The 25,682-nt window shown below is 46.2% G+C and carries 22 protein-coding genes; 11 read left to right on the top strand and 11 right to left on the bottom strand.

Going from position 1 to position 25,682, the window contains the following annotated elements; genetic code table 11:
* Window positions 1–74 precede the first annotated feature (74 nt).
* The 3 genes from ACJJIR_RS12915 to ACJJIR_RS12905 all read left to right on the top strand — a co-directional run bounded on the left by ACJJIR_RS12915 (window position 75) and on the right by ACJJIR_RS12905 (window position 3,993).
* A complete protein-coding gene (locus ACJJIR_RS12915; RefSeq protein WP_444896808.1) occupies window positions 75–1,334 on the top strand; it encodes an MFS transporter in 1,260 nt (419 codons plus the stop codon).
* A gap of 71 nt (window positions 1,335–1,405) precedes the next feature.
* Complete coding sequence (locus ACJJIR_RS12910; RefSeq protein WP_444905658.1) at window positions 1,406–2,485, top strand: LacI family DNA-binding transcriptional regulator; 1,080 nt, start codon at window positions 1,406–1,408, stop codon at window positions 2,483–2,485.
* Between the two features lie 110 nt (window positions 2,486–2,595).
* Window positions 2,596–3,993: an MFS transporter gene (locus ACJJIR_RS12905; RefSeq protein ID WP_444905657.1), complete on the top strand. Its 1,398-nt coding sequence runs from the start codon at window positions 2,596–2,598 to the stop codon at window positions 3,991–3,993.
* A gap of 1 nt (window position 3,994) precedes the next feature.
* Here the strand turns inward: ACJJIR_RS12905 and ACJJIR_RS12900 are convergent, their stop codons facing one another.
* From ACJJIR_RS12900 to ACJJIR_RS12870, 7 genes are all read right to left on the bottom strand, one after another.
* A complete protein-coding gene (locus ACJJIR_RS12900; RefSeq protein ID WP_444905656.1) occupies window positions 3,995–4,651 on the bottom strand; it encodes a hypothetical protein in 657 nt (218 codons plus the stop codon).
* 194 nt (window positions 4,652–4,845) lie between these two features.
* On the bottom strand, window positions 4,846–5,607 hold the full coding sequence (locus tag ACJJIR_RS12895) for an amidohydrolase family protein (RefSeq protein WP_444905655.1): 762 nt from the start codon (window positions 5,605–5,607) through the stop codon (window positions 4,846–4,848).
* Between the two features lie 21 nt (window positions 5,608–5,628).
* Entirely contained in the window at window positions 5,629–6,579 is a 951-nt protein-coding gene (locus ACJJIR_RS12890; protein WP_444905654.1) for an alpha/beta hydrolase, read from the bottom strand.
* Window positions 6,580–6,677: 98 nt separating this feature from the next.
* The gene (gene arsH / locus ACJJIR_RS12885; RefSeq protein ID WP_413665299.1) at window positions 6,678–7,400 is read right to left on the bottom strand and encodes an arsenical resistance protein ArsH; all 723 of its coding nucleotides are present in this window, start codon (window positions 7,398–7,400) and stop codon (window positions 6,678–6,680) included.
* A gap of 254 nt (window positions 7,401–7,654) precedes the next feature.
* Window positions 7,655–8,155, bottom strand: a complete 501-nt coding sequence (locus ACJJIR_RS12880; RefSeq protein ID WP_444905653.1) for a P-loop nucleotide/nucleoside kinase family protein — start codon at window positions 8,153–8,155, stop codon at window positions 7,655–7,657.
* Window positions 8,156–8,428: 273 nt separating this feature from the next.
* Window positions 8,429–8,989: a hypothetical protein gene (locus ACJJIR_RS12875; protein WP_444905652.1), complete on the bottom strand. Its 561-nt coding sequence runs from the start codon at window positions 8,987–8,989 to the stop codon at window positions 8,429–8,431.
* Between the two features lie 311 nt (window positions 8,990–9,300).
* The gene (locus tag ACJJIR_RS12870) at window positions 9,301–9,984 is read right to left on the bottom strand and encodes a hypothetical protein (RefSeq protein ID WP_444896816.1); all 684 of its coding nucleotides are present in this window, start codon (window positions 9,982–9,984) and stop codon (window positions 9,301–9,303) included.
* A gap of 758 nt (window positions 9,985–10,742) precedes the next feature.
* Between ACJJIR_RS12870 and ACJJIR_RS12865 the strand changes: the two genes are divergently transcribed.
* Window positions 10,743–12,911, top strand: coding sequence for a jacalin-like lectin (locus ACJJIR_RS12865; RefSeq protein WP_444905651.1), 2,169 nt, complete (start codon window positions 10,743–10,745; stop codon window positions 12,909–12,911).
* Window positions 12,912–13,057: 146 nt separating this feature from the next.
* Window positions 13,058–13,507, top strand: a complete 450-nt coding sequence (locus ACJJIR_RS12860; RefSeq protein ID WP_413665304.1) for a phosphate-starvation-inducible PsiE family protein — start codon at window positions 13,058–13,060, stop codon at window positions 13,505–13,507.
* A gap of 125 nt (window positions 13,508–13,632) precedes the next feature.
* Here ACJJIR_RS12860 and ACJJIR_RS12855 read toward each other — a convergent pair whose 3' ends face one another.
* Window positions 13,633–14,718 (bottom strand): NAD(P)/FAD-dependent oxidoreductase, encoded by a 1,086-nt coding sequence (locus ACJJIR_RS12855; RefSeq protein WP_444905650.1) that lies wholly within the window; start codon window positions 14,716–14,718, stop codon window positions 13,633–13,635.
* Between the two features lie 135 nt (window positions 14,719–14,853).
* On the opposite strand from ACJJIR_RS12855, the gene ACJJIR_RS12850 reads away from it, so the two are divergent.
* Window positions 14,854–15,714 (top strand): LysR family transcriptional regulator, encoded by an 861-nt coding sequence (locus ACJJIR_RS12850; protein ID WP_444905649.1) that lies wholly within the window; start codon window positions 14,854–14,856, stop codon window positions 15,712–15,714.
* Here the strand turns inward: ACJJIR_RS12850 and ACJJIR_RS12845 are convergent.
* Window positions 15,645–16,556 (bottom strand): EamA family transporter, encoded by a 912-nt coding sequence (locus tag ACJJIR_RS12845; protein ID WP_444905648.1) that lies wholly within the window; start codon window positions 16,554–16,556, stop codon window positions 15,645–15,647. The two genes, ACJJIR_RS12850 and ACJJIR_RS12845, sit on opposite strands and share 70 nt — an antisense overlap.
* A gap of 119 nt (window positions 16,557–16,675) precedes the next feature.
* Between ACJJIR_RS12845 and ACJJIR_RS12840 the strand changes: the two genes are divergently transcribed.
* Window positions 16,676–18,076, top strand: a complete 1,401-nt coding sequence (locus tag ACJJIR_RS12840; RefSeq protein ID WP_444905647.1) for an aminotransferase-like domain-containing protein — start codon at window positions 16,676–16,678, stop codon at window positions 18,074–18,076.
* 135 nt (window positions 18,077–18,211) lie between these two features.
* A complete protein-coding gene (locus tag ACJJIR_RS12835; protein ID WP_444905646.1) occupies window positions 18,212–18,982 on the top strand; it encodes a hypothetical protein in 771 nt (256 codons plus the stop codon).
* Window positions 18,983–19,047: 65 nt separating this feature from the next.
* On the opposite strand, the gene ACJJIR_RS12830 is transcribed toward ACJJIR_RS12835, so the two are convergent.
* Window positions 19,048–19,428 carry a VOC family protein gene (locus ACJJIR_RS12830; RefSeq protein ID WP_413665310.1) on the bottom strand — a complete coding sequence of 127 codons (381 nt, stop codon included), beginning with the start codon at window positions 19,426–19,428 and terminating at the stop codon, window positions 19,048–19,050.
* A 570-nt stretch (window positions 19,429–19,998) separates the two neighbouring features.
* On the opposite strand from ACJJIR_RS12830, the gene ACJJIR_RS12825 reads away from it, so the two are divergent.
* Complete coding sequence (locus tag ACJJIR_RS12825; protein WP_444905645.1) at window positions 19,999–21,867, top strand: carotenoid oxygenase family protein; 1,869 nt, start codon at window positions 19,999–20,001, stop codon at window positions 21,865–21,867.
* A 118-nt stretch (window positions 21,868–21,985) separates the two neighbouring features.
* The gene (locus ACJJIR_RS12820; RefSeq protein ID WP_444905644.1) at window positions 21,986–23,569 is read left to right on the top strand and encodes a D-arabinono-1,4-lactone oxidase; all 1,584 of its coding nucleotides are present in this window, start codon (window positions 21,986–21,988) and stop codon (window positions 23,567–23,569) included.
* 156 nt (window positions 23,570–23,725) lie between these two features.
* On the opposite strand, the gene ACJJIR_RS12815 is transcribed toward ACJJIR_RS12820, so the two are convergent.
* A complete protein-coding gene (locus ACJJIR_RS12815) occupies window positions 23,726–24,574 on the bottom strand; it encodes an alpha/beta fold hydrolase (protein WP_444905643.1) in 849 nt (282 codons plus the stop codon).
* 205 nt (window positions 24,575–24,779) lie between these two features.
* Here ACJJIR_RS12815 and ACJJIR_RS12810 point away from each other — a divergent pair, with 205 nt between their 5' ends.
* Window positions 24,780–25,571 carry a nucleotidyltransferase domain-containing protein gene (locus tag ACJJIR_RS12810; protein ID WP_444905642.1) on the top strand — a complete coding sequence of 264 codons (792 nt, stop codon included), beginning with the start codon at window positions 24,780–24,782 and terminating at the stop codon, window positions 25,569–25,571.
* The last annotated feature ends 111 nt before the right edge of the window (window positions 25,572–25,682 follow it).

Raw genomic sequence — 25,682 nt, 5'->3', positions numbered from 1 at the left:
GTCTGGGTAAAAAATGTACAATAACAGGTTGGTACGGCTGACTGCCTAAACCACAGAGCCAGATAGAATCCACTATGAAGAATCAGCGCATACTCCTATCTCTATTCGCTATCTACTTTGTCTTTGCCATTTTGTTGAACAGCGTGGGTACTGTGATCCTGCAGGTAATCAATACCTATGGGGTGAGTAAGTCTGCTGCGAGTGTGCTGGAGGGATTCAAGGATATCCCCATCGGTATTGTGTCTTTCCTGATTGCCTCCCAGCTTCCCCGACTGGGGTTTAAGCGGGCGATGCTGGCGGGGTTGGCAATCGTCACCCTGGCTTGTACAGCTATGCCCCTGTTACCCGGGTTTTGGACGGCGAAGTTACTGTTCTTGTCCGTGGGTGTTGCGTTCGCATTGGTAAAGGTTGCCGCATACTCCACCGTGGGATTACTAGCGCAGGGCCGCAGCGCACATGCGAGCCTTCTAAACACCCTGGAGGGGGTGTTTATGGTGGGGGTTCTCAGTGGTTACTGGCTGTTTAGCGCTTTTATTGATTCATCGAACCAAGGGTCGACTGCCTGGCTCAATGTCTATTGGGTGTTGGCGGTGGTCTGTGTGATTGCATTTGTATTGCTCTGGTGCACAGAGCTGGATGAATCCGGGGCGCGAATCGAAGAGGCTAGCCCGAAACAGGACTTTATCGCGATGATAAAGTTGATGGCCAAACCCCTGGTATACATCTACGTGATCTCCGTATTTTTCTATGTATTGATTGAGCAGGGGATAGGAAGTTGGTTGCCGACCTTTAATAATGAAATTCTTAAGCTGCCCGCTGCAATGAGTGTTCAGGCTGCAAGTATCTTTGCCGCAGGGCTGGCGTTGGGGCGACTTGGTGCCGGTGTGATGATGCGTAAAGTACACTGGTACCCGATGCTGAATGTGTGCTTAGTTGCGATGGGAGTACTGGTGGTCGTTAGCTTGCCCCTGGCGAGTAATATTGTGGCGAATCCCGATGTAAACTGGCTTAGTGCCCCAGTGGCGGCTTTTGTTTTACCGCTGATTGGCTTGTTTATGGCACCTGTGTACCCGGCTATCAATTCTGTGATGCTCAGTTCATTGCCCACCCACCAGCACTCTGCAATGACAGGTTTACTGGTGATTTTTTCTGCGCTGGGCGGTACAACTGGCTCACTGATTACCGGGTCGGTTTTCGAGGCCTTTGATGGCCAGGTGGCTTTCTACTTATCCCTGGTACCCATCACAGTAATTCTGATTACCCTGTTCTTTTTCCGTCGCGCCGTAGAGCGGGGGGATGAGACGCTTGAGGCCTCAGCCCCCCTGGCTGGGTAGCGGGGTGGTTTTACAAACTTGGGCGACGGGCCTAAGATGGCATTTTTCCCGCGAACAAGGTGAAGTACGCCATGCCCAAGGGGTCCTCCTCTCCCGTTTCCATGTCCGATATTGCTCGGTTGGCGGGAGTTTCTGAATCTACTGTTTCGCGAGCGCTGAACGATAATCCATTGATTAACGAAAAGACTCGCGAGCGTATTCAAAAAATCGCGAGTTCCATGAATTACAAAATCAATGAGAGCGCGCGAAACTTACGCCTGCAACGCAGCCATACAATTTCGGTTGTGATTAATACGGGGCGCAGTGGCGGCCAGACATTTTCTGATCCATTTATGATCGATATGATTGGTTCAATTGCCGATCGCCTCGCGGTGCATAAATACGATTTACTGTTTTCCAGCAGTATCGCCAGCCGCTCGGACTGGCATTCTTATCTGATGAGTTCCAGGCGGGCTGATGGCGTTATTGTGATTGGCCAAGGGGTGGACGATACCCCACTTCGTGATCTGCAGCAGCAGGGGGACCCTCTTGTTGTCTGGGGAGGGACCTCAAGGCAGGGGGCCGAATATTGCATCGTCAGTAGTGACAATCAAATGGGTGGGCGTCAGGCCACAGAGCACTTAATGAACTTGGGGCGGCGGCGAATTCTCTTTCTCGGCGACACAGCTCACCCGGAGGTCAATGGGCGATTTGAAGGTTACTGTGCCGCGCTCAATGAAGCTGATCTGTCTGGCACTACCAGGCAGTTGACCGCCGGCTTCTCCAGTGAAAGTGGTTATCAATCCATTATCGACCTGGTTGCGCAGGAAGGGCTTAGTTTTGATGGCATTTTCGCCGCCAGTGACAGTATCGCTATGGGGGCGATAAAAGCGCTACAGGCCCGCGGCTATAAGGTGCCGGAAGATGTCGGCATCGTGGGTTTTGACGATATCCCAATCGCCCCGTTTTTTACCCCTCCTCTGACAACCGTTCGCCAGAACATCCACCGAGGTGGTGAATTGATGGTGGAGAAAATGATGGAACTTCTCTCTGGAAAATCGGCGATGCCAGATGTACTACCTACCGAGCTGGTAGTGCGGGGTTCTTGTGGTGCCAATCCGGATTACCAGCCTGTAGAGGAGTTCTTTCAAGACACTTCAGGTGAGCGTTAGTCGCAGGCCCTCACCATTTTGTTTGTCAGCAGGGGCGTATTTAGTGTCCCTGCCGTTTCCCGAGTTTGAGCCACACTTGTAAAATCGAACTCTGTGGCTGGACTCGAAACATGGCAGATGAGAAAACTAAACTGACCAGAATTCAGGTACTGGGACTGTTTGCCCTAAGCTTGGCAATTTTTCTGATCGGAAATGACCTCACTGCGTTTTCCGTAGCAATTCCAGCCATCGAAAAAGACTTCAACTCCAATATCACCACCACCCAATGGATTATCAACGGCTATACATTGGCTTTTGGGGTACTGCTGATCTCGGGCGGGCGTTTGGCGGATATGTTTGGCCGGCGCAAAATCTTTTTCATCGGCATGGCCGCCTTTGCATTTTTCTCCCTCCTCGGCGGTATAGCTACCAATATTCCAATGTTGTTGGCGGCGCGGGGATTGATGGGGATCGGTAGTGCCCTTATGTGGCCGGCAATCCTGGGGCTGATCTACGGGATGTTACCGGAGGACCGCTCGGGCTTTGCCGGGGGCTTGGTGATGGGCATGTGTGCCGCTGCGAATGCAATTGGTCCGGTATTGGGGGGCATTCTTACAGACTTATTGAGCTGGCGCTGGATTTTCTTTATCAACTTGCCGGTGGCTGCATTGGCATTTTGGGTCTGCTGGAAGGTTATCCCGGATGACACACCGGAAAATGTCACCGAGCGCATTGATTACGGTGGTGTAATCACCCTGACTACATCGCTGTTTTGCCTTCTACTGGCGCTGGATTTAGTCGTGGATATCGGCTTTAAGAGCCCGGTGATTATTGTCTTGGCACTAGCCACCTTGCTGTTTATGGGGGCGTTTATCCTGGTTGAGCGCCATGTGGGCAGAGATGCGTTAATTCCCGTAGATGTAGCAACGAATCACGGTTTCTTTGCCGCAGGTATAGCTACCTTGTTGCTGTCTGTGGTGTTCTTTGCAGCCCTTGTATACGTTCCCCAATACTTGAGTAAGGTCCATAATCACTCGGCGATGTATTCGGGAATGGGGCTACTTCCTATGATGGTCTCATTTGGTTTGGTGTCTTTTATTGCCGGTGGGCTCTACGAAACGCTCGGTGCAAAAACGATTGTCTCAGCGGGCACCATTGCCATGTGTATCGGTATGTTTATGCTTTCTCATTTACATAAGGAAACAACTTTTTTGCAAATGGTACCGGGACTGGTGGTTCTCGGGGCGGGTATTGGCCTGTTTTATTCTGCTATTACTACTGCCGCAATTACGGTTGTAGCGCCGGAGCGAGCGAGCTTGGCGGGAGCAATTCTCTATATGTTCCAGATTGGTGGGGGAGCAATAGGCTTGGGTATGAATACCACAATTGTGGCAATGGCTCCCGATATTTCTACGGGGATTGATCGCGCTTTTACGGTTAATGCCTATCTGGCGATGGTGGGGCTGGTAGTGTGCCTTTTGTTTGTTTCAGGGAAGCCAGCGGATAGGGCTCCCCTGTCTGAGAAATGATTTATTGCTCGCTTAAATTTCTATTGCCTAATTCTGCAAAATTTACGTTCGTGATGATGCCATCAGTATTGTAACTGAGAATCAATACTTTTTGATAAGAGACCGGTTGGAAAATAGCCTTATTGGTTTGGCTATACATATACACTTTGGCTTTCTCGGATTTATTGCTGATCAGTGGGTACTGATATTCGCCAGAGGGTTTGCCCAATAAATCCAGAGCTTCGAGAATACTGGTTTGGCCTTCGCTGATAAGTGGTACTTTTGACTCATCAAAATCGGTGGAATCTTCAGCGAGAGAGCTGACAAAATCCTGCCCAACCAATTTATCGTTATAAAAGTAGAAACCCTGGTTACGGGTACCGCTAATATTTTCGCTAACCGCCTTTTTGCCAGTAGTGGGGTAAGCATAAGCGAGTGTTAAAATTTGTTGGTTGTTTTTTACAAACATGCCTTTTTCATAAGGCTTACCGAGCTTCTCTTTAATGGATTGCTCAGTATCTACGCCTAACGCTATCTCTTTTTCTCCCAGGGGTTTTGTGCCAATGCCGGTACATCCGGATAGCACAAATAGGGAAAAAATAACCGTTACCAGTCCTTTCACTACAACCTCCTGCACTGTATCTTCCAGGTTCCCTGTGGCCTGAAATATTCGGCGCATCCTACAATTCGCATGTTTTAATTGCCAGTGATTTATAAAGATGATCGATGACCCGAGATTACACTGCTGTAGCATGAATTGAGTGGGTATAGAGAAGTGCACGAATTTAGGCATGTCGTGCGATTTTAGAAAATACAGCGTAGTGAATGACAGCAGAATAAGAGCTCAGTTCCTGATACTGCCCCATCATTCCATTATTTTTTTAAATAAAATTGATAGGCATTTTTTACCAGGACATTTTCTGCTTGTGCTTCATCGAGAGTGTCGCGAATTAACAAAATATCTTCAGGTTTGAAGGGGCGAGGTGCCCTGGTAGAGGGAAGATCGGAGCCAAACATCAGGCAATGTGGGTTGGCCTGATAGAGGTCGACAATTGCCGCTGCGGGGTCGAAATCCAGGCGGCCAAAGCCGCTCGCTTTTACCTTTACCCCTTTTTCTGCCAGTTTGAGCAAGATGGGAAAACCCTGCTTAGTGATTCCCATGTGATCGATAGATGCGGCTGGTAACGCGATCAATTTATTATAGAGAGGGGTTAATGCAGAGGCTTCAACGTATAGTTCGACATGCCAGCCTGCCAAGTCAAAAACTCGCCGGGCAAGAGTATCGATAAAATCGATCTGCTCCGAGCCGCCCCGTACCAAATTAAAGCGCAGGGCTCTGACTCCATGCTTGTGGAGTGACAAAATGGTGGTGTCGGGAGTATTGGCGGATAGCTGTGTAACCCCAACATAGCTTTTGCCCAGCTTTTCCAGGGCATCAATAAGGTAGGTTTGATCCAGCTTCTGGAATGAGCCGGAAACTACAGCGCCTCCCACTAGCTGGTAGTTTTGTAACTTGAGTTGATAGTCGTCCACGGTAAATGTTGGAGGCAAATAGCCGTGATTTGGGAATAGGGGGAACTTGGGATTTATGATGTGGAAGTGACTATCAAAAAGTCTCTGTTTTTGCTGTTCCATAGTCAGGTGCACCGTGCTCGCTTAGATTTCCTGGATGACTCTCACTCGATCTGCAAGAGCGCGCTGTGAGACGGGAATATCCGGGGCGAATAGCTCCCAGGAGTGAATTACGCCAGGTCGAACGTGGAGCTCCGTGCTAACACCGGCATCGGTGAGTAATTGGGCGTATTGCATATCCTCATCGCGAAAAATATCTAGTTCGCCAACATCGATAAATGCTGGCGGTAGACCCTTGGCATCTTGCAGGCGGGCAGGGGCAGCATGAGGACTGACCGCAGGGCTGCCCACTTGATTACCCAGGTAAGCGGTCCAGCCGGTGAGATTATCTTCATAGGTCCAGATAATAAATGGCAATAACTCGGGATCGGGAGTAACCGTCCTGTCGTCCAGCATTGGGTATAACAATATCTGCCTTGCCAGGGACGGGCCTTTTTTGTCGCGAGCGACAATTGTCAGGGCTGCAGCCAGACCCCCTCCGGCACTATCTCCCATGATGCCAATTCGCGTGGGGTCAATGGAGAGTTCCTGTGAGTGCTGTACCAGCCAAATGAATGCCCGATAGCAATCATCAATCGGTATAGGGTAGGGGAACTCCGGAGCCTTTCGGTAATTTACTGATAAAAATGGCACGCCGCTGGCAGCTACATATTTGGCGATGACCAAGTCGTACCGTGAGATATCGTGGCAGATGAGCCCACCGCCATGAATGTAGAGAATAGCGGAGCCTGGCTTGCTATTCTCCTTTTGGTACCAGCGTAACTGGATCTCCTCTTGGTCTGAACTCTTTAGGGTAAAGTCCCGAAAAGAAACATCTGATGGAAAACTGCGACCCTGAAATAGTGCTTGAGTGACCACGGCTCCATTCTTACGGCGAGTATCCACATCCCCAATAGGCGCTTCTGCCAAGGTATCCAGCAAGTCGCCAAACTTGCCAAGGGCGCTTGAAAAGTCCGGGTCCAGGGAAAAGCTCATTGACGAGATCCTTATCGGAGTTCCTATCATCTAGTGGTCCATAGCTAGATATGGACCTTTGCTAAATGTGGACCTTCGGCAGCGAAATGCCAGTACTTTTAGCTGGGTTCTGCGACACCGCTTTCAGCCACCAAGGTCTGAATAGATGTTGTCGAAGCTGACTGCACCTCTGATTTGTTCTCGCTGTACCGCTCGGTCAGATAGTTACCCTGGCCACGCAACAAAATGGTGGTTTTTACCAGCTCTTCCAGAACGTCAATCACCCGGTCCCGGAATGGGGAATCCTTGAGGTGCCCTTGTTCATCGAATTCCTGCCAGGCCTTGGCAATAGAGGATTGGTTGGGAATCGTAAACATGCGCATCCAGCGGCCGAGAACCCTCAAATTGTTGACAGTATTGAATGACTGCGAGCCACCGGAAATCTGCATGACCGCCAGGGTTTTTCCCTGGGTTGCCCGGCTTGCAGATTGGTCCAGTGGTAGCCAGTCGATCTGATTCTTGAAAACGGCCGAGACATTTCCATGTATTTCCGGGCTAATCCACACTTGACCCTGGCTCCAGGCAGACCACTCGCGCAATTGCTGCACCTTGGGGTGATCCTGGCTGGTGCCGTCGTAAAGAGGGAGGTCGACAGGGTCAAACAAGCGAACCTCGGCACCAAAATGCTGCAATATTTCAACAACCTGGTTGGCCAATAGACGCGAAAAGGAGTTGGGTCTCAGGGATCCGTACAACACCAGAATCCTGGTAGGGTCGCCATTGGGAGGGGAGTCCACCAGGCGATTAAGAATATTGATGGGGGTGTGGTTTGGTAGCATCATGAGTTACCTCCAAATTTCTATATTTCTATAATAATCGAAATATGAGGCAAAGCAAAGGTGCATCAGTCTCAGTCGGGCCTTTCTGAATCTGCTTGGAACCGGCTAGTCGAATAACGGGTTCACAGGGAGTCAAAATACTGAGCCAGCATCGAGACTTAGGCTTCCTTTAGTTTCTCCAACACTGGAGGAGATAGGGCAAACGGAAAGAGAGTCCAGTAGAGGTTACTCCCAATTATTAGAGGGAGTGGGTACGTTTAAATGCCTCCCAGATGGACTACTTCAATATTGAATCCCTCTGATTGGCAAGGTTCTTCAAAGTACTTATTAACTTGTTTGAAGGTCTCAGGGGTATCAAAGGCGGCTCGTTCCGGATGTGATTTTTGCCTTTGGGCAATTTGTTGTAAACATAATTTATCATCGGCTTTAAGATAGATTAATTGATGGGGAAAGAGGTTATCCAGAAATATCTCTTTGAACCAAGATCTTTGTTTTCTTGTATTGCCGGGAAAATCCAGTACTACCGAGATGCCACTCCTTAAGATATCCTGAGTATGTGACTTGATCATTGGTTTTAATCTTGCAGAATACTCTATGTAAGTGGAGAGTGAGGAGATCTCATGGGGATATAAATTAGACAGCCACTCATCTTCGGAAATAAGAATAGCTCCTGTAGTTTGTGCTATCTCCGCAGCTTTTGTACTTTTTCCTGCGCCCATCTTTCCACAAAATAAAAAGAGCATTCCGTTTTCTTTCACAGTTCTTCCCATTAATCTGATTAGAGAAAATTTCGACTATGGGAAAATAATGCCTGAAACTTTATGCTTGGTAAATAGTGGCAAAGGGAGCTCATGAAGTGGCGATTTAGCTAAGCATCAGGGAAATACCAGACTTGCGGTGGCCGAATATGCTTGAGGGCATCTAGATGGCTAGTATTTAAGATGTGGGAATCTTTACTGCCTTAGATACTTATATTCAGCCCAAAGGTGAGACTGATATAGGTATTTCGTCTCTATGCAACAAGATACCGATTAACTGCGGCATTTGACAAACACCATTGAGTTTAACCAGCTTTGATCGGCATCAAAATCTTTTATCAGGGGGGCTTCAGTAACGCCTGTAAATTTTCTTAACCCATGAGAAATCATATAGCTTGGTATATAGGATGGCGGCTTTGCGGCTGTCAAATAGTTACAAACTTCCAGCTTCCTTGCGCCGCCCTGATCAAGAGAGTTAATGCTGGCGAATAGTTTTTTTCGATCTCCCTCTGGCATCGAATTAAATTTTTTATTGAAAATCACTCTTAATACATTGTGCCCGGTTTTGTCGCTAACCCTCTGTGTGTCGAAATAAGCAAAGGCACTGGCAACCATTAACAACTCAGCTGCCTCATCAAATTTGGATTGTTCGGTACATGTTTTGGCGGCAGCAGTAATATCTGTCGGTGTATGGGTAGATAGTACTGATGTGGCACTGATACATCCGAGAGGCGAAGTGGCTTGACTATCCTTACTGACATAGTTGTTGGCTTGCGCGCCTAAAACAAATGCGGCGAGCAGAAGAGCAAGAATTGGAGGCAGGATTTTGCTCATGATTCGAATTTCCTTTCCTTAGTGCCTCCTTAATCATAGACGCCGAAGTGCCAGTATTATCTCAACCACCTGAGAAATTTATTCGCCAGTTGGAGTGGGTTTTAGTGAGATTTGTTTAAAAATCTGAATTGGAGATGTCTAGGGCTAATCTCCTGCCAATGGGGGAAGAAGTGTGCTTTCATGCCGTTGAAGTACAGGAGACTTCAGTTAAAGCGTGCCGCTTGCAATTCTCTGGTGCTAAGCGGCACCTAGTAGTCATCAGCTCTTACAGAGTCGGATTTGTCGCAATTGCTATTAAGTTAGTTGAGAAATTACTCTGTGTTAGGTTGTGATTCTTGAGAAGCTTGGAATAGTGATTTTATCAGATTCTTGGTGATTTCTTTTTGGTGTTCAGCTCTCAGGTTCTTCATGTACGCAGACTCGTCGGGAACAACTATTTCAGGCAGTATTTCTTTCACTGCTGAGTCGCCATTCCATTCTACGGTCGCTCTGCTGTCGAAGCTGGTTCTGAACTTTATATATTTATCCTTATCGACAAATACATAGCTATTTGAGAAGTATTCAGCATCGTTTCTGTTGGTAAGTGTGAAAGATGACTTTTTTCCAGAATATAGCTTTTCACCGATTTTAAAACTGAAGTTTTCAATAGTCTCTGGTGATCTTGACTTGTAATGCCCTTGCTCTATAGCAAAGTCAACTTCATCTATAATATCGCCCATTTCAATGGAGATGATTTCATCTGTATTTTCCCATGTGATGCTATCGATAGGGTATACATAGACATTGATAATATCGGTAGGATACTGCTTATTATCGTACTTTAGGGCAATTCCCAGCATGGGTTCATCGAAGGTGCTGCTTTCGGTGAGTACAAAGTTATCTGTTTCTTCTGGGGTGATCAGGTCTTGCTGATAATTGCTTGCATTTTGCGGTCGCATAGATCCACATGAGGCGATAAGAATACTACTCAGTATGATAAGTGCCTTGCTTTTCATTCTCTCTCCTTGATAAGGCTGCTTTCCTGGGGCGGAAATTATAAGTTTCTATTTGTTCTATGAATGTAATATTTCAATAAGCCTACCACTCCTTGGGTGCTCAATTCATTGTTTGGTAAGTATAAATATCTAAGTTGTACTCTTCTTATACCCTGAATCCGGCTTAGCTTTAAATCAACTCTAAGCCTTAAGGAGAAGATTTCTTGTCGTCTATTTTTTTATCGATGTTAGTTGAAGAGTGTGATGCCGACTCTTTTAAGGTTTGTCCCAATTATATTTTGAAACTATCAATAATCTAAAAAGATGAATTAGATGCCCAAACTCTGCTCCTAAACCAGAAGATTTAACGTGCGTGATATTACTTCCAAGGTTGTGATTGAACCCTAAATACTGGAGGGACATTTGGTCTGTCATTTATGTTGGCCCTGTTACAAATGGGCAGATGTTTACATAACTACCTTAAGCTCGTAACTGATTGGTCATGCTCTGTAGCTACTATTTTGCGCCCCCCCTGCTAGCGGATAGTTTTATGAATGTTTAATTCGGAGATGGATGTTTGTCAGTACTGAAAAGTGCGCAAATTATGAAAATGTAAAGTAGGGTAAATGACTAAAATTGACCAGTCAGTACTGTTGTAATTTAGCGGTTCGCGACAGGCGTGTACGCTTGTTCCAATTGGTCAATTCAACTGAGGGGAAATACTTACTGGGATTTTTATTTTAGCGGTAACTATCAAGATACTTATCAGGAAAAGAATAATGCATAAAACAATTGGTTTGGTATCAAGTTTGCTTTTGAGTTTTTCGATGTCTGTTGTCGGCGAAATTGATGCTAGCGATGATAAAGTGAAGCGCCTGGATTTACAGGGGCAGATTGATACAAAGGCTCCCTTATCAAAGACCTTGTGGGCGGGAGCGCATAATGCCTATGCATCCTATCAGTGGGATCAGGGTGTATATACCGATGTAAACCAGTGGTACGCGCCGGAGAAATTATTCAGTCGGGGAATACGTCTGGTCGAATATGATACTTACCCCACTTCCAATTTCAGCTCAACACCGCACCTGTGTCATATGGGCCTGGAAGAGGCCACTATGTGTATTTATATGTTTGGTACAGCTGCAACGCTGGGGGATGGGCTGGATGAGATTAAGGATTTTCTTGAAGATAATAACGATGAAGTCATATTCCTAAAGTTTGAGGCTTACGATTCTGATTACCACCAGAACTTCCGCAATAAGATTGGTGAGAAAATTGAAAGCAGGTTGGGGGATCTGGTATTTAAGCCTACCGACTGGGGCTATACAGAAGATGATTGCGCCTCCCTGCCGGCGCAAACACTGACTAAACAGGATGTGTTGGATGCGGGACGCAACGTTATCCTATTTATTCAGGTGCCTAGAGAGTATCCGCACACTGGTGATAACAATCTGTGTGATTACCATGACGAGTCAAACACATCGAAATTCAGACGCAATGTCTGGATCGGTGTGGATGAGATGGATGCATCTGGAAACCTCACTTCCAATGAGCCACTTGCACAAAATTCCAGCCAGCTAACAGCAGATATCGATGGTAATGCCAGCGCAACCAGCCACTACAACAATGGGAATTTAAGTGTCGCCCTGGATGCAACAACGGAATATAGCAAGGATGACATCAAGTATTCCGGCAGTGAGATCCTGGAGAAAGCAGTATCTGGGTATAACATGCTTGAGTTGGCGCTGGTGGAGGCCAATGCGACCACTATAGGTGCCTCTAAAGCACCCCAGATTGAAGATTTTACGTGGTCTTGGCGGAATGACTCTCCCAGTGGTAACAATAGTTGCGCCTGGTTAAGTAATGACGGTGAAATTCGTGACTATAGCTGTAGCACGGAGCGAGTGTTTGCCTGTGTGGACGATGAGCGAAACTGGCACATCAGCAGTGCATTGGGAACCTGGAGTGAAGGTTACTCCGCCTGTGAAGCTGATGGCTACCGCTATGGAATGCCTTATAACGCTTTGGAAAATGCCGCGCTCTATGCCAAGAGGAATTCAGAAGGTGTAACTACCTCGGTTTGGGTGAATTACTACGAACCATTTGATGGGTTCTGGATCGCCAACCAAGATAGTTACTCGGATTTTGGCTACATCAAAAAAGATGCCGTGGGTGGTACCGGAGGTGATGCGTTTGATTCAATCGACTTGGTAAAACGCAAACTGCTCGGTAGCGGCACTATGAATCTGAAATCTGTCCAGATTCGTTCTAGTGGACGAATTGATGGTTTTAAAGCTTGCTATGAATTTAAGCAATCCCTAAGCCATGCCGCAGCCAGTGATCATGAATACTGTATTGAATATGGTGATGGAGATGGGGGCTCGATGGGGAGTGTACTGAGTTTCAACTCCGCCAGCAGCGAGTATTTGGATGACGTTAAAATTTGTGTCGACGATGAAAAGCATGAAACGGGTAGTGTTTACTACCTTAAATTGACGTCGAGCAATGGCTCATCTATTTCCGGGGGGACTCAGCAGGGGACTTGTACAACTTATTCTTCCACTTCATCCCAGCAAATTTTTGCTTTCCACGGGCGCCACGGTGATGAAATCGATGCTTTGGGCGTGCACAAGTTATCCAACAGCTTGGTAAATCCAGGGTACTACGCAACCGAGTGGCTGGACCTGGATGATCCCTCCTCAGGTGGCATTGATTATGAGAGCTTTAACGAACACAAGTCAGCAGGAAATATCAGCAATAGCTGTGCTGTCAGTGATGTTGCTGGTATTGAGGCAAGGGTTGTTGATACGAAGTTGGATTATTCCTTAACCGGCGAAAGCATGCATATAGGCGATATCGGCACTAATTACCGCTTCTTCTGTGCAACAGAGGATTGTAGTGACTACGAAGTAAAGTATTTCTTCACTAACGCAGCCTGCCTACCTTAACGACTCACAATATCCCGGCGGTGAATATGCTGCCGGGATTCCTCTTACTACTCACTCACTAAAGGAAGCTCTCTCGGCTGAATACGGGGATTTCGCCTATAGTCGAACTCAAGCAATGTGCGGTATCAATCGGCAGAGCGAAGCCCATGAAATATGACGAGATACATGAGGATCATGCTGATCCCCTGATCAACCAATTACATCGAGCAATAAAATATGCCGTTAAATTTCTCGCCATTCTTATGGTGTTGGTCATATTCTGGACCATTGCGGATGTTGTCTATGTACTTTATGAAAGGCTAATGGAGACGCCATTCCTATTGCTGGATATGGAAGATATCCTCGAGACTTTTGGGGCCTTTCTTGCCGTTCTTATTGCCATTGAAATTTTCACTAATATCCGACTCTACCTGGGTACTAATGTGATACCGGTGCAATTGGTATTGGCTACAGCCTTAATGGCTGTAGCTCGGAAGGTTATTGTGCTCGACTTAAAATTTGTTAATGCGGAGCAAATAGTCGGTATTGCCCTGGTGACTATCGCCCTGGGAGTTTCCTACTGGCTGGTGAGGGAGAAAAGTAATAAACCTGGTTAGTACTTGTGATTTTTTGTCCTTGATAATTCTCACTTTTTGATTTTATTTTTTGTATTTATACAGTTGGCTAAAATAGAATCATATCGTTAACTGCATTAATAGCTACTTACAATAGTTAGCCCGAACTAAGAGAGCCGGGCATTTGGCTGAGTGCCAAACCCACGATAAACCTTATTAATGAATAAGTCTTTCTGCTTCAATCGCACGAGGTGGTTGCAGGTTGTTACTACGAAAGGTAGCTGCACTAATCCTTGCTTCTGGCCAATGGGAACTAGTGCCATTAGTGGGTTTCGTTTATAGCCTTTGATACTTTTTCCTTTTCTATTTCTAGCGATGGCCTTTGCCAGGTATTCACCTTGCTGAGAGGCGAGGTAGCCCAGTTTGGCCTCACCAATATCGGCAATGTCTCCGAGTGCATACAAGCTTGGTTCGTTAATAACTTGAAGTCTGTTATCGACTTTCACAAATCCCCGCTCATTAAGGATATGCGCTAAGTGCGGTTTAAGGTAATCATTGTTGGGTAGCACACCAGTCGCTTCAAAAACCAGGTCTGCATCGCTGGCTTGGCCGCTGTTGAGATCGATATAGCGGCCATTCTGATTTTGGTAGCGGCTGTTAAACTGAATTTCTACACCTAAATTCTCTAATTGTCTCTGGGCTTTGATCTGTGCTTTAGGCTTGAAGTTGTCCAATAAGACCTCTTTATTGTGTGTCAGAATTACGTGAGTGCTCGGCATAGCGTGCGCGATCTCTCCTGCCAATTCGACACCAACGACCCCTCCACCTATCACCATGACTTTCCTTGCTTGTTTCAGTCGCTGATGCTCGTTCAACAGTTCTTGGTTTCTGGATTGAATATCCATTGCGCAAAGGGATTTGGCCATTGGCATACTCGGATATCGGGTGCCGGAGGCGAGTATGGCACTGTTGAAATGTAACTCTGTTCCATCTGCCAAACGCGCCGATTTCGCAGACATTTCCATTACATCTCCCTGAATGAAGCGGCCATAGAAAAAGTCTCTATAGTACTTGCGCGCTTGATTCCCGGTGCTGGATGGATCGGTTACATTGCGCAAGGTGGCAAAAGTGACTTCGAAATAATCTTTTTTGTCTACCAGAATGGTATGGACGCCATTTCTTTCCAGTGCTTGTGCGACAGACGCACCGGCGAAACCACCGCCTACTATCAATACTTCCGCTTTAATTACCATATTTTTTAACCATTAGAGGGTGTACAGGTCATTTGAATCCATTTTATGGTGTAGCGAATATGCTGTGAATGTGTGATTATGAGACTCTGATGTGCATATTTGCACATGCTGAGCATGGGGGGCTTGAGGTAAATAATGGATAAATGGACTGAGTTAAGGACCGCTTATAAGCTGGCCAAGCTGGGCACTCTGAGTGCAACGGCCCAGGAGATTGGTATTCATAGGTCCACCGTGATGCGCCATATTAATGTACTGGAGGAGAGCCTTGGGGTTGTACTATTTCAGCGCAATGACAAAGGCTATATTCCAACGGAGGCGGGGCTGGAGGTTATGCGACTGGGAGCGGTCACGGACAGCCATTTTTCTCAGTTGTCCTCGCGGTTACAAAGCAAAGAGCAGAATTTGCAAGGCAATCTCACCATCACCTCTGTTGGCGAAATGGTAGACCTGTTGATGCCGCTCATTAGGCAGTACCAGACCCAGCACCCAGGGATGCTTGTAAATTTAATCGGGGACCTGCGCAATTTTAACCTGGAGTACGGTGAAGCTGATATTGCGATTCGTGTCGGTGAGAAACCAACGACACCTGATAATATCGTGCTGCCATTTTTCACTACAGAATTCGTTTTCTATGCTCACAAATCCTATATTGAAGAGTATGGGCTTCCCGATAAAAGTAATCTTCAAGAGCACAGGTTTCTGGCTCTAGGTGATCGTCCGTTACACTTTGGCTGGAATGAATGGATTTATAATCATATTCACGATCAAAAGATTGTGCTGACCGCCTCCAGTCAGCAAATTCTTAACCAGGCAGTGCTTTCTGGCTGTGGCATTGGCGCCATGCCGAGAATCCTGGCTGAAAAATTTGAAGACATTATTGAGATTCCTACGCCTGAAAGCTGGCAAGTCTCAACTTGGATACTTGTTCATCGCGATATGTTTAACATGCCAAAAATCCGTGAGTTTCTTAGTATCTTAAAGCTCTGGCGAAAATGAACAATACCAAGTGCCAGCCCAGAGAAAATCATAATAGCGGCCATTAACTTTTCTGAACCAATCGATTCGCCAGTTAATAACCAACTGAAAAAGAGTCCAAAAACGGGGCAGAGTAAACCTAAAGGCGCAACAGTAGACAGCGGGTACTTAACGATTAACCGGTTCCAGAACCAGTATCCCAGCAGAGTGGTTGGGTAGGCCTGAAATAATATGGAGAAAATCAACTTTCCACTAAGGTTGTTTTGAATTTCATAAAATACATCCGCACCATCTTGAATATAGGTAGCAGCGAACAGTGGTAACGGTGCAAATAATAGCCCCCAGACAATAAAGCTAAATACTTGCTGTGTGCCACTGGCCTTTACAATGAGCCCACTGATGCTCCAGCTGGTAGCCGCTATTAAGATAAGTGCAATACTGATCAGGGGCACAGTGCCATCTTCAACCATCAAACTTAGCATCAGCCCTCCCAAGGCAAGTAGAGCCCCAAGAGCTTTCTGCGGGATGATCTTTTCTTTCAGGAATACCCAGCCGAATAGTAAGCTAATCGCAACATTCACTTGCAAAAGAAGTGAGGCCATACCCGCAGAGAGTCCGCTAGAGATTGCCCAGGTGGCCATCCCCCAAACCCCACATCCAAAAGCCAGGCTGTAGGCCAGAATGTACTTCCAGCTGACTGTCGGTCTGGAAACGAAAAGCACTGCCGGAAAGGCTGCCAAAGAAAAGCGCAAAGCCACCAGAAGGAGTGGGTCCAGATGTTCCGTTCCCATCTGGATAACGATGAAGTTGAAGCCCCACATTGCCATTAGTAACACACCAAGTGATAAATCCGAATACCGCATCAGCCCCTCCAATTTGTCTCGGGGCTAACTATCCAGGAAATGAAAAAAGGTATACAGATGCAATTTTTGTATAAAATAGGTATACAGTTTGGGTGGAGACGGAATCGGGGAGGGGAAAGGTGCGGTATAAAGAGCTTGCCGAACGCTGTATAGAGGATATTCAGTCAGGGAGAATACCAAGCGGTCATAAACTACCGTCCCTCAGGCGGTTCGCTGCACAAAACGAAGTGAGCCTGACAACAGCCCAAAGCACCTACTACTTGCTGGAGGAGCTCGGCTGGGCGAAGGTTCGACCGCAATCTGGATTCTTTGCCTCAGTTCCTCCCAGCAGTAACCCGCCTCCCATAATGCCCGCATTCACCTGCCGAACAACAGATCCAGTAAATCACGATTGCTATTTCCGTGGGTTGGGAACAGGGCCATTGGGTGTTGCGTCTTTATCTCCAGAGCTATTGCCGTTAGATTCCCTGGAGCGCAGTATGCGGCGGGCAACCCGAGAGGCTGGCGCCAGGATGCATGGCTATCCGGTTTCCTCTGGGGAGCCGCTTTTGCGCAGTGCGCTTAGCGCACACTTTGCCAGCTATGATTTGCATTTCTCTGCCAATGAATTAGTAGTGACGAATGGTTGTATGGATGCCGTCCGCACGGCGATTGCCATTACGACTAAGCCCGGTGAAGCGGTTGCGATCAGTTCTCCTTGTTACAACGGTCTTCTTAATCTGTTGGCTTTGATGGGGCGAAAAGTTGTTGAGATACCGACTGTTGAAAACGGCTTAGACCTTGCACAGCTAGAGCGCTATATGCAGCAGGGATTGGTCCAAGCGGGTCTTTTTAGTAGCAGTCATATGAATCCTACGGGCGTGTCCCTGAGCTCGGAGCAGAAAGAGAACCTGGCCGCACTGGCTGGTAAATATCGGGTTCCAATTGTCGAGGATGATGTGTATTTGGAACTCGGATTTCAAAGAAGTCTGCCCATGCCCGTGCGCTACTGGGACCGGAGCGGGTATGTGCTTTGGTGTGGCTCTATCTCCAAGACATTGAGCGCAGGCTATCGCCTGGGGTGGTGCTTACCAGGAAGGTATCGAAAACAATATGAACGCTATCGATTTACCGAAAGTTTCGGTGTGAACTTGCCCGTCCAATTAGCGGTAGCCGATTTCATCGGTACTACTCAATACTCCCGTCATGTGCAGGGGCTCAAGCAAAAGCTTGCCTTCCAGGTCGCATCCTATCGCAACTACTTAAGTTCAAACTTGCCCGATGAATCGCGCATCAGTGATCCCCATGGAGGAATGGTGATTTGGTTGCAGATCCCAGGGTTGGATAGCCGGAGTCTTTGCCGTATGGCTTCCGAAGAAAATATAGCCTTGTTGGGCGGTGCAGATTTTAGCACGCTTGATCTCTACGGTGATTGTGTGCGGGTGAATTGTGGTTGGCCGCTTGAAGGTAAAGATAGAGGGAAGGCTGAGGCCGGATTTCAGTTGGAACGTTTTATCGAGTTAACTCACTTATGCCGATAATTAATATTATTCAGATATTCACAACCTTGGAAGAAGGTACCTGAACTTTCATATCGTTACACTGCTTTTGATAGTTTTTTTTCCTCTGCTAGAATCCGCGTCCCTTTTAGGATGATTGTTCACGGAGGACATCTAATGAAAACTCTTGCCACTTTTACAGCAGCGATTGCTATTGCCGGTGCGGTTCCCGCTCAAGCAGAACAGACTTTTGAACTGCCTAAGTTCAGTCAGTGTTCTGTAGCGGCTTCTGCAAGTAATACTAATGATCGCGAGGTTTATCGCATCTTTTCAGACTTCTATTATGAAATAGAAGACTCTCGAGAGTATGCAGTTAAGGCTGTACAAAACTGGGCTGAAAGCTTTGCAGAAGGCTGTGCTGGGGAGACAAGTCAAGTCAGCCTGGATATGGTTCAGTGTGATAATTTTATTGGCGGTGCACCAGTTTGCAGAATAGAAAGTGATGAAGGTGATTACGTCATTGTGAAAGACTATGTTGATTCAACCAACGTAGTACTCTCTCAACATGATCAACAGAATTGGCCAGGAATACACTCCTCGAATGATCAGGAAACGCTGTGGATGGCCAGGCCTGAACTCTGCTATAGCGAGCTTCTGGAAGGGGGTATTGATTCCCAAGCATATTACCTGGATGCCTATAACTATCGCTACTTTGGTGATTACCGCTATGTATTGGCAAGGAGCAGCCGCGATTTAGTGCAAACTCTTGACAGACAATACAGTCAGTGTGAATACGATACTTCGGGAATTGAAGCCTACAAAATGCAGTGTTCTGAGACTTCCCAGGGGACGAAGGTGTGCGCAACTGCACATACTGGAGCCGGCTATTTCGTATTCGTGAGTGACGATCATCACGGTATGCACGTTATTTTCAACCGCTGGGACTGATTACACTATTAGTCCACTTCTAAAGCGCCTCCCTGTAAAGGGAGGCACCTGATAGCGAACCCTAATTAGCTTGCTCTATACAGTGCGCAAAGCTTATTGCCAGCAGGGTCTCGTAAGTAGGCGAGGTAGATTGGGCCTACGGCGCTATCCCGTACGCCTGGGGGTTCTTCGCAGCTGGTACCACCGTTGGCAATACCTGCAGCATGCCAGGCATCAACCTCTTCAGAACTGTTTACTGTAAAGCCAATAGTGCTGCCGTTGCCATGGCTTGCGGGCTCCCCATTGATGGGTTTGGTGATGGCAAAAATACCGTTGTCATTAAAATAGAAGCAGCGGCCACGATCATCAATAGTGCCGGGTTTGTAACCCAATATTCCAAAAGTGGAATCGTAAAATACCTTTGATTCCTCGATATCATTGGCCCCGACCATAATATGACTAAACATTGATGTCACCTTAAATTAATTTTAGGGTAGTTGTGCGTGAAAGATTGTATACCAATACTATTAAACATCAATGAATAATCATTCACTCAATGCCTAATAGAATTGTTCGTATATCCGTTACTTCCAGGCTGTACCTCTCAGGGTGTGTGGACTGGTGCAGCTTTCTATCTGTTGGGGTTTATATATGAGATGCCTCACAGATATATTAAATATTGTGCGATTCAATGATCATTAATGCTTATTTTAAATTCTGTTGTTGATAATAATGTGGTGACTAATTCGGGTGATATCGGATTTCTTATCGATATTTTTTTGCTTGACTGACTGGTGTTTGTTTTTTGTTCTGTTTGATAGGTTTTATTTCCTGGTTTGGTTTATTTTTATTGTGGTATATAGGTTGATAGTGTGAATTTTAAGGGGGTAAAATTCTGGAGGTTTGATTTGATAAAAAATAATAAATGGTTTTCGCTTAAAGGTTTACTTTGGGTGTAAATTGCGCCAATTATTTCATTGAAAAATTTAATTTTATGGTCAGGTTAAGCTGTCGGCCGTATTTTTTAGGGATAAAAAATGAAGCGTCGAGATCTATTGAAGGCTGCAGGTGTAATGTCTGCATCACCGCTTATGGGAGTGGCATCAGCTAAGGCTGGAACAAGTAATGCTTTGGATGACTCTAGTTTCCCAGAGTCAATAATGGTTGGTAATCTATCAGATTCCTCCGGAGTACTCAGTGTAATACAGGGAATCTTACCTGATGATGTTATCGGCCATCTTCTTATGGCTGAGGGTATTCCACTGGCGTCCAACCATCTTACACCTAATGGAAAGGGGGCTTTGACCCGGCTCGACTTTACTGGGCGGAGCAATAAAAGTGAAGTTCCCTATACCCGAAAAATGATACGCACCGCGTCTGCGATAATGCAGGAGCAGGATTTAGCAGGTTTCGATAAATTTAATTTGTTGGGTGGAACAATATACTCAAGCCCGAATCTGGGATTCATGAATTACTGCAATACAGCCCCCAACTACATGGGAGATAACCGTTTTGCAATGAGTTATGAAGGGGGTATGCCCTATGAGTTTGATGCTACAACTCTGGAGATGGTAACCCCTATTGGAGAAATGGATGAATGGAAATCGAGCTTACCCCCGCTACTTGAAAATCTAACCCCGGAAAAGTGGCTATTTCCACAGGTCCGGACTACCGGTCACCCTTTCTTTGATCTGGAAACAGGTAACTGTATCACCATCAACTATGGAGGAAATATCGGTGATTCTGGTAGCTCAGGATTTATTCGCTTAATCCGTTGGGATCGAGAGGGTGCATTTGAAAGCTGGAATATTCGGGATCGTCAGGGTAACAACGCCTATATTGCTGCAAGCTCACACTCCCTTGGGGTAACGCGAAACCATATCATTGTCTTTGAAACTGCAGCGAGGGTTGAGTCTACCCGAATTATTGGAACACGAATTGTTCTGCCTCAAGAACACAGGACTCGGTGTTGGGTTATTCGGAAGGCCGACATGGTGCCGGGTACTGAAACTATTATCGCAGATTACCTGGAGCTTGGCTTTGATACGTCGGACATTGTCTGCAACTACGATGACAATGCGGATGAGATTACCCTGTATGGCCAATATATGGGGGCAATGGATAAATCTGAACAGTTATTCCGCTTTGAAATCCTGCAGAAGGGAGGTTTGGTACCCAAGTGGTTGTCCGGATACCCTGCGGCACCGCTGGATGTTGGAGGTTTGGTACGTGCCCGGATTCGAGTTAACTCAAATTCAGCTTTTGAGATAAAAGAAGACTACCGGGTTATTCGGGATGATGCGCTTTCCTGGGATATGAATGATCCTGCTTACCGTGGGCACTTCCAGTTCCCTGAAACCTTTGAGCACCTTTATTGGGCTGCTGTGGGTTACAGGCCTGACCATATATCTATGCGGGTTTCCTGGGCATATCGCGATTATCCTGAGCGCCACTACAGCTATTGGAATATGCCTGAAGAAAGTCGTCCCTCTGCTTTGATTCATATGGACTGCGTCAATATGAAAATTGCGGATGCCTTTCAGTTCCCAGAAGATTGCGTAATGCGTACACCGCAATTTATGGCCCGCCCGGGTTCCACGGCCCAGAACGACGGTTATGTGATTGCAGCAGTTGTACGCAAATATCCAACGACATCCGATTCCAATGGTAAAGAGTTTTGGGTTTTTGATGCGGCACGTCTCAGTGGTGGGCCAATTTGTATCCTAGCTAACCGATCACTGGAATTTGCAACCACGAATCATGCATTGTGGGTGCCATCCATTGGTCGTCGCCCTTTATCAGCCTACCGGTCAAATTATGCTGATTTTCTTCGCAGTAAAGCGCCTGATCACAGCAGTAATGTTCGGGACATTATCGATGGGGAGCTGCTTCCCCGTTTTGGTTGATTTATCCAGTCTACGTTAATGCAATAAAGGGAGTTTAGGTATGTGTGCAGAAATAATAACCAATTCCAAACATTTATTGAGGTGGTGTAGAAAAGCTCTTTGTATAGCAGGCGTTTTCATGGCTGCTACAAGTGTTGCAGAACAGCTACCGCCGCCAATTGAAGTGCCTGAGGTATTAAAAAACTACCAGGATACTCAGGATTGTTTTCCTGGTGTTATCCATGATCCGACCAGTATTGATGAAGTTCAGCAGATAGTACGTGATGCAGCGGATCAAGGCCGTAAAGTGATGACAGGGAGTCGCCGATTCAATAGTCAGATTGATGCGGCCTGTGCAGGTAATGGAGAGGTGCAAATCACTCTGGAAAATATGGATCAGGTCGTTAGCCTGGACAAAGATAACCTGTTGGTTACTGTCCAGGCCGGTATGAGATTCCGGGATTTGACCGCCTATCTTCGAGAGCATGAACTAAGTGTGCCGATGGTGACAGAGCTGGCCATATTCACGATAGGCGGTATGCTGGGAAGCGGTACACACGGTTCAACTTTTACACAAAAAAGCAGCATGATCTCTGATTATGTCACCGAATTGAAGTTGGTTGATGGCAATGGGGACTTACGAGTAATCAATGGTGAGATGCTCAATGCCGCCAGGGTAAACCTAGGTGTTTTAGGCGTAGTTGTTGAAGTGACCATAGAGGTTGAGCCTGGCTATAAAGTACAAGCAAAAGTAAAGGGGTATCACAGCGATGATGAGCTGGAGGATGTTGTTCTTGATTTGGCTCGAGATAATCATTCAGCTAATGTTGCCTGGTTCCCGGGATTAGGGCGCTATACCGTAACAACTTACAACAAGGTACCTTTGTCGACTAAGGGTAATGCCTACAATGCCCAGGCAGATGTATCAGACTTTTCCGAATATTTATTCGGACTGATATTTGATAGCCTTCATGAAGCCGATAGTGCCGCATTGCAGTGTTTTGCAGCTTCTCTTCGCCATACTGCTCGTTCCAGCTCCTATTTCAGGGATGTTGATTCAGGCTTGAAAAAGTTTATTAAGCCCACTGGACATGCGGACCTGATGCAACATTTCGTATGTAAAGAGCCAGACAAATGTGTCTGGGATAACCTTCCAATTGCACTTCAGGAAGTTGCGATTCCATTTGAAGAATTACCCAACTGGATTGCGGATGTCCGCCAGATTATTGCAAATAGTGAAAAAACCTGTTTTCCGCTGAATGGTATTTATTTCCGTTTTGGCAAGGCTTCCGATAGCTATTTAGGGATGACAGCAGGCCGTGACACAGCGTTTGTAGGGATTGAATATACCCTTCGTCAACGAGGTGAAGCTGTGCCAAAGAACTACTTTGTCAATTTGGAAATTGAGCAGATGTCTCTCCGGAAGTATGGAGCCAGACCACATTGGGGTAAGAATTCAGTCGCTATTTTTGAGGACATGGCTGAGCGTTTCCCCAAGTGGTCCCAGTTTATGGATGTTAAAGAAGAGTTGGACCCAAACAATATATTTTCCAACCCCTTTTGGAATCGGATAAGTGGAGATGATCCTTTGGAAAACTATTTAACTCCTGGCTGCAATCCCGATGGTCAGTGCTATTGTCAAACAGATGAACACTGTGAGGAGGGTGCTAGCTGCCAAGCGGGAGTTTGGTATTCAGACGCAAGGATTTGTAAAGCTGACTAGAGCACTTTGGGGGGGGGATAATTCCACCCCCTGCGTTTAATTGGTAGTGAATAGCAATAAGAGGCTTTTAACTGCTGAGCGGGAAAGAATACTCGAGAGACTAAGCCTACAATCGGTTTTCATGCCTTATAGGTATTCTTTCCCTGCTCTTTATTATTAAGTTACAGGTTGCTGGTCACAGCAATTAGCAATGCTTTCTCTCACAAGTTGGCAAAAGTGTGCAGGATCTTCCAGAGGCAGCATATGATTTGCTGAGCTTACCTTTTGTGGATGAGTATCTGGAATCAATGTACCTGCCGCAAGCGATACAGTTCTAAATAGCTGGCGAGTATTGCTGCCGTAGGCCACGGAAACTGGAATAGATATGCCTGAAAGACTAGTTGGGTTCAGTGCGGGTTGTTCAGTTTGATTTAGCTGCAGAGGTAGGGTGTAGGCATTATCCAGCTGCTGTACACGATATTTAAGGGGCTGCTGAGAGAAGTAGCCTGCTTGATTCCCAGAGCCGTCGATTAGTAGTTTAACGGCAGTATCCAGTTCACCCTCAGCTGTTGTTTTAAAAATTTCTGCAAACATAGATTCAGCATCTCGGCGATACTCTTCCATGTCATTGTTTTCAATGTATCCCGGATATCCAGGCTCATAAAGGTACAGACTTTTGATTAATTTAGGTGCCTTTATGGCAGCATTTAAGCTCACATCGGCACCATAGGACCATCCTACTAGGTGGACAGGACCTATATCTAGTGCCTCAATCAGCCCTACTAGGTCTGCTGCATGGGTATCAATTCCAAAGGGGCCTTCTGAAGGGTTACCCGGGTTACCGAAATGCCTTTGGGTGAATGAAATCGCTCTAAATTCACTTGATAGAATTTTGCAGTGTTCTTGCCACATACGAGCATCGGCCAGTGCACCATGTACAAAAACAATGGGTTCTCCCTGTCCCTCCTGGGAATAAGAGATAGAGTGGTTGTTTACAGTGATAGAGTCTTTTGGATTTCCGTCCATGGGGCTAGCTTCCTGGGAGCCACTTTATAGCGCTTATCATAGTCTATAGGAGCTTTATGCTTAACATTTTCTAGTTCAGTTGTTAGGAGAGAGAGACAGCTGCCCTAATGGCTCTCTTATGAGAGTAAACCGATAGGTCTCCTAAGGGTAATCAACGAGCTTTTCGGGTATAGTTGATTTTTTTTGACGCAGCAGGTAGATGTATATGGAATCGCTGATAAAGGACCGCTTGAAATTACTGGAAGTAGAGCGAAATATTGAAATTATCTATGCCTGTGAGTCAGGAAGCCGCGCATGGGGATTTGAATCCCCTGATAGTGACTGGGATGTAAGGTTTATCTACAAACGTAATATTCAGCAATATCTCACTATAGGTACTCCCAGAGATGTTGTTGAGGTTCCATTTGATAAGAAACTTGGCGATGAACTGGACTTGGTCGGCTGGGATATCAAGAAGACTTTAACTTTAATGAGGGCAAGTAACCCCACTTTAATCGAGTGGCTATTTTCGCCAAAGGTCTATTTTAGAAATGAAGATATTTTGGAGTCATTGCAGGATTTGGCTTTAAAATGTTGGCAGCCGCGAGCATTAGCTCATCACTATATCAGTATGGGGTTTAATAATTATTCCAGGTTTATTCGCGAGGATGACCGAGGCTTTAATGAGATTAAGGTCAAGAAGTTACTTTATGTACTGCGTTCACTGCTTAATGCCCTGTATATAAAAGAGTTTACAAAAATTCCTCCTGTGGACTTTAGTCATATGTATAACGAGTTGTTGCCTTCCTCAGGAAGTGAGTGGCTTCTGGATATTCTTTCCAGTTTGATTGTGAAAAAGAAGGAGCTTGAAGAGGGCGATTTGATAGCCGTTGATGGCAAACTGGATGGCTGGATACAAGCAAATCTGGATAGATCTGGTGCCAACTCTATAGAGGAAAGGCCAAAATTGGATCTTCCAGAGTTTGACAGGCTTTTTCGTAAAGTGGTTGGTGTATAGTCTTTTAAATCAGGCGGATAGGGCGTCACTTAACACGCGAGTATACAGCTCAAAAAGTGCTGAGTAACTTGTAATACTGCCCAGTGAATAAACTCAAAGCTGAATCGACGC

This window comes from Microbulbifer maximicatervae (SeqCode) (assembly GCF_052467385.1).
Note: the sequence above shows the minus strand (reverse complement) of the source record. Positions and strands in the feature narration are given on the sequence as shown.

Bases quoted from the DNA above. Each gene is read 5' to 3' on its own strand.
- ACJJIR_RS12915 (WP_444896808.1), top strand. From the start codon at position 75: ATGAAGAATCAGCGCATACTCCTATCTCTATTCGCTATCTACTTTGTC.
- ACJJIR_RS12910 (WP_444905658.1), top strand. From the start codon at position 1,406: ATGCCCAAGGGGTCCTCCTCTCCCGTTTCCATGTCCGATATTGCTCGG.
- ACJJIR_RS12905 (WP_444905657.1), top strand. From the start codon at position 2,596: ATGGCAGATGAGAAAACTAAACTGACCAGAATTCAGGTACTGGGACTG.
- ACJJIR_RS12900 (WP_444905656.1), bottom strand. From the start codon at position 4,651: ATGCGCCGAATATTTCAGGCCACAGGGAACCTGGAAGATACAGTGCAG.
- ACJJIR_RS12895 (WP_444905655.1), bottom strand. From the start codon at position 5,607: ATGGAACAGCAAAAACAGAGACTTTTTGATAGTCACTTCCACATCATA.
- ACJJIR_RS12890 (WP_444905654.1), bottom strand. From the start codon at position 6,579: ATGAGCTTTTCCCTGGACCCGGACTTTTCAAGCGCCCTTGGCAAGTTT.
- arsH (WP_413665299.1), bottom strand. From the start codon at position 7,400: ATGATGCTACCAAACCACACCCCCATCAATATTCTTAATCGCCTGGTG.
- ACJJIR_RS12875 (WP_444905652.1), bottom strand. From the start codon at position 8,989: ATGAGCAAAATCCTGCCTCCAATTCTTGCTCTTCTGCTCGCCGCATTT.
- ACJJIR_RS12870 (WP_444896816.1), bottom strand. From the start codon at position 9,984: ATGAAAAGCAAGGCACTTATCATACTGAGTAGTATTCTTATCGCCTCA.
- ACJJIR_RS12865 (WP_444905651.1), top strand. From the start codon at position 10,743: ATGCATAAAACAATTGGTTTGGTATCAAGTTTGCTTTTGAGTTTTTCG.
- ACJJIR_RS12860 (WP_413665304.1), top strand. From the start codon at position 13,058: ATGAAATATGACGAGATACATGAGGATCATGCTGATCCCCTGATCAAC.
- ACJJIR_RS12855 (WP_444905650.1), bottom strand. From the start codon at position 14,718: ATGGTAATTAAAGCGGAAGTATTGATAGTAGGCGGTGGTTTCGCCGGT.
- ACJJIR_RS12850 (WP_444905649.1), top strand. From the start codon at position 14,854: ATGGATAAATGGACTGAGTTAAGGACCGCTTATAAGCTGGCCAAGCTG.
- ACJJIR_RS12845 (WP_444905648.1), bottom strand. From the start codon at position 16,556: ATGCGGTATTCGGATTTATCACTTGGTGTGTTACTAATGGCAATGTGG.
- ACJJIR_RS12835 (WP_444905646.1), top strand. From the start codon at position 18,212: ATGAAAACTCTTGCCACTTTTACAGCAGCGATTGCTATTGCCGGTGCG.
- ACJJIR_RS12830 (WP_413665310.1), bottom strand. From the start codon at position 19,428: ATGTTTAGTCATATTATGGTCGGGGCCAATGATATCGAGGAATCAAAG.
- ACJJIR_RS12825 (WP_444905645.1), top strand. From the start codon at position 19,999: ATGAAGCGTCGAGATCTATTGAAGGCTGCAGGTGTAATGTCTGCATCA.
- ACJJIR_RS12820 (WP_444905644.1), top strand. From the start codon at position 21,986: ATGGCTGCTACAAGTGTTGCAGAACAGCTACCGCCGCCAATTGAAGTG.
- ACJJIR_RS12815 (WP_444905643.1), bottom strand. From the start codon at position 24,574: ATGGACGGAAATCCAAAAGACTCTATCACTGTAAACAACCACTCTATC.
- ACJJIR_RS12810 (WP_444905642.1), top strand. From the start codon at position 24,780: ATGGAATCGCTGATAAAGGACCGCTTGAAATTACTGGAAGTAGAGCGA.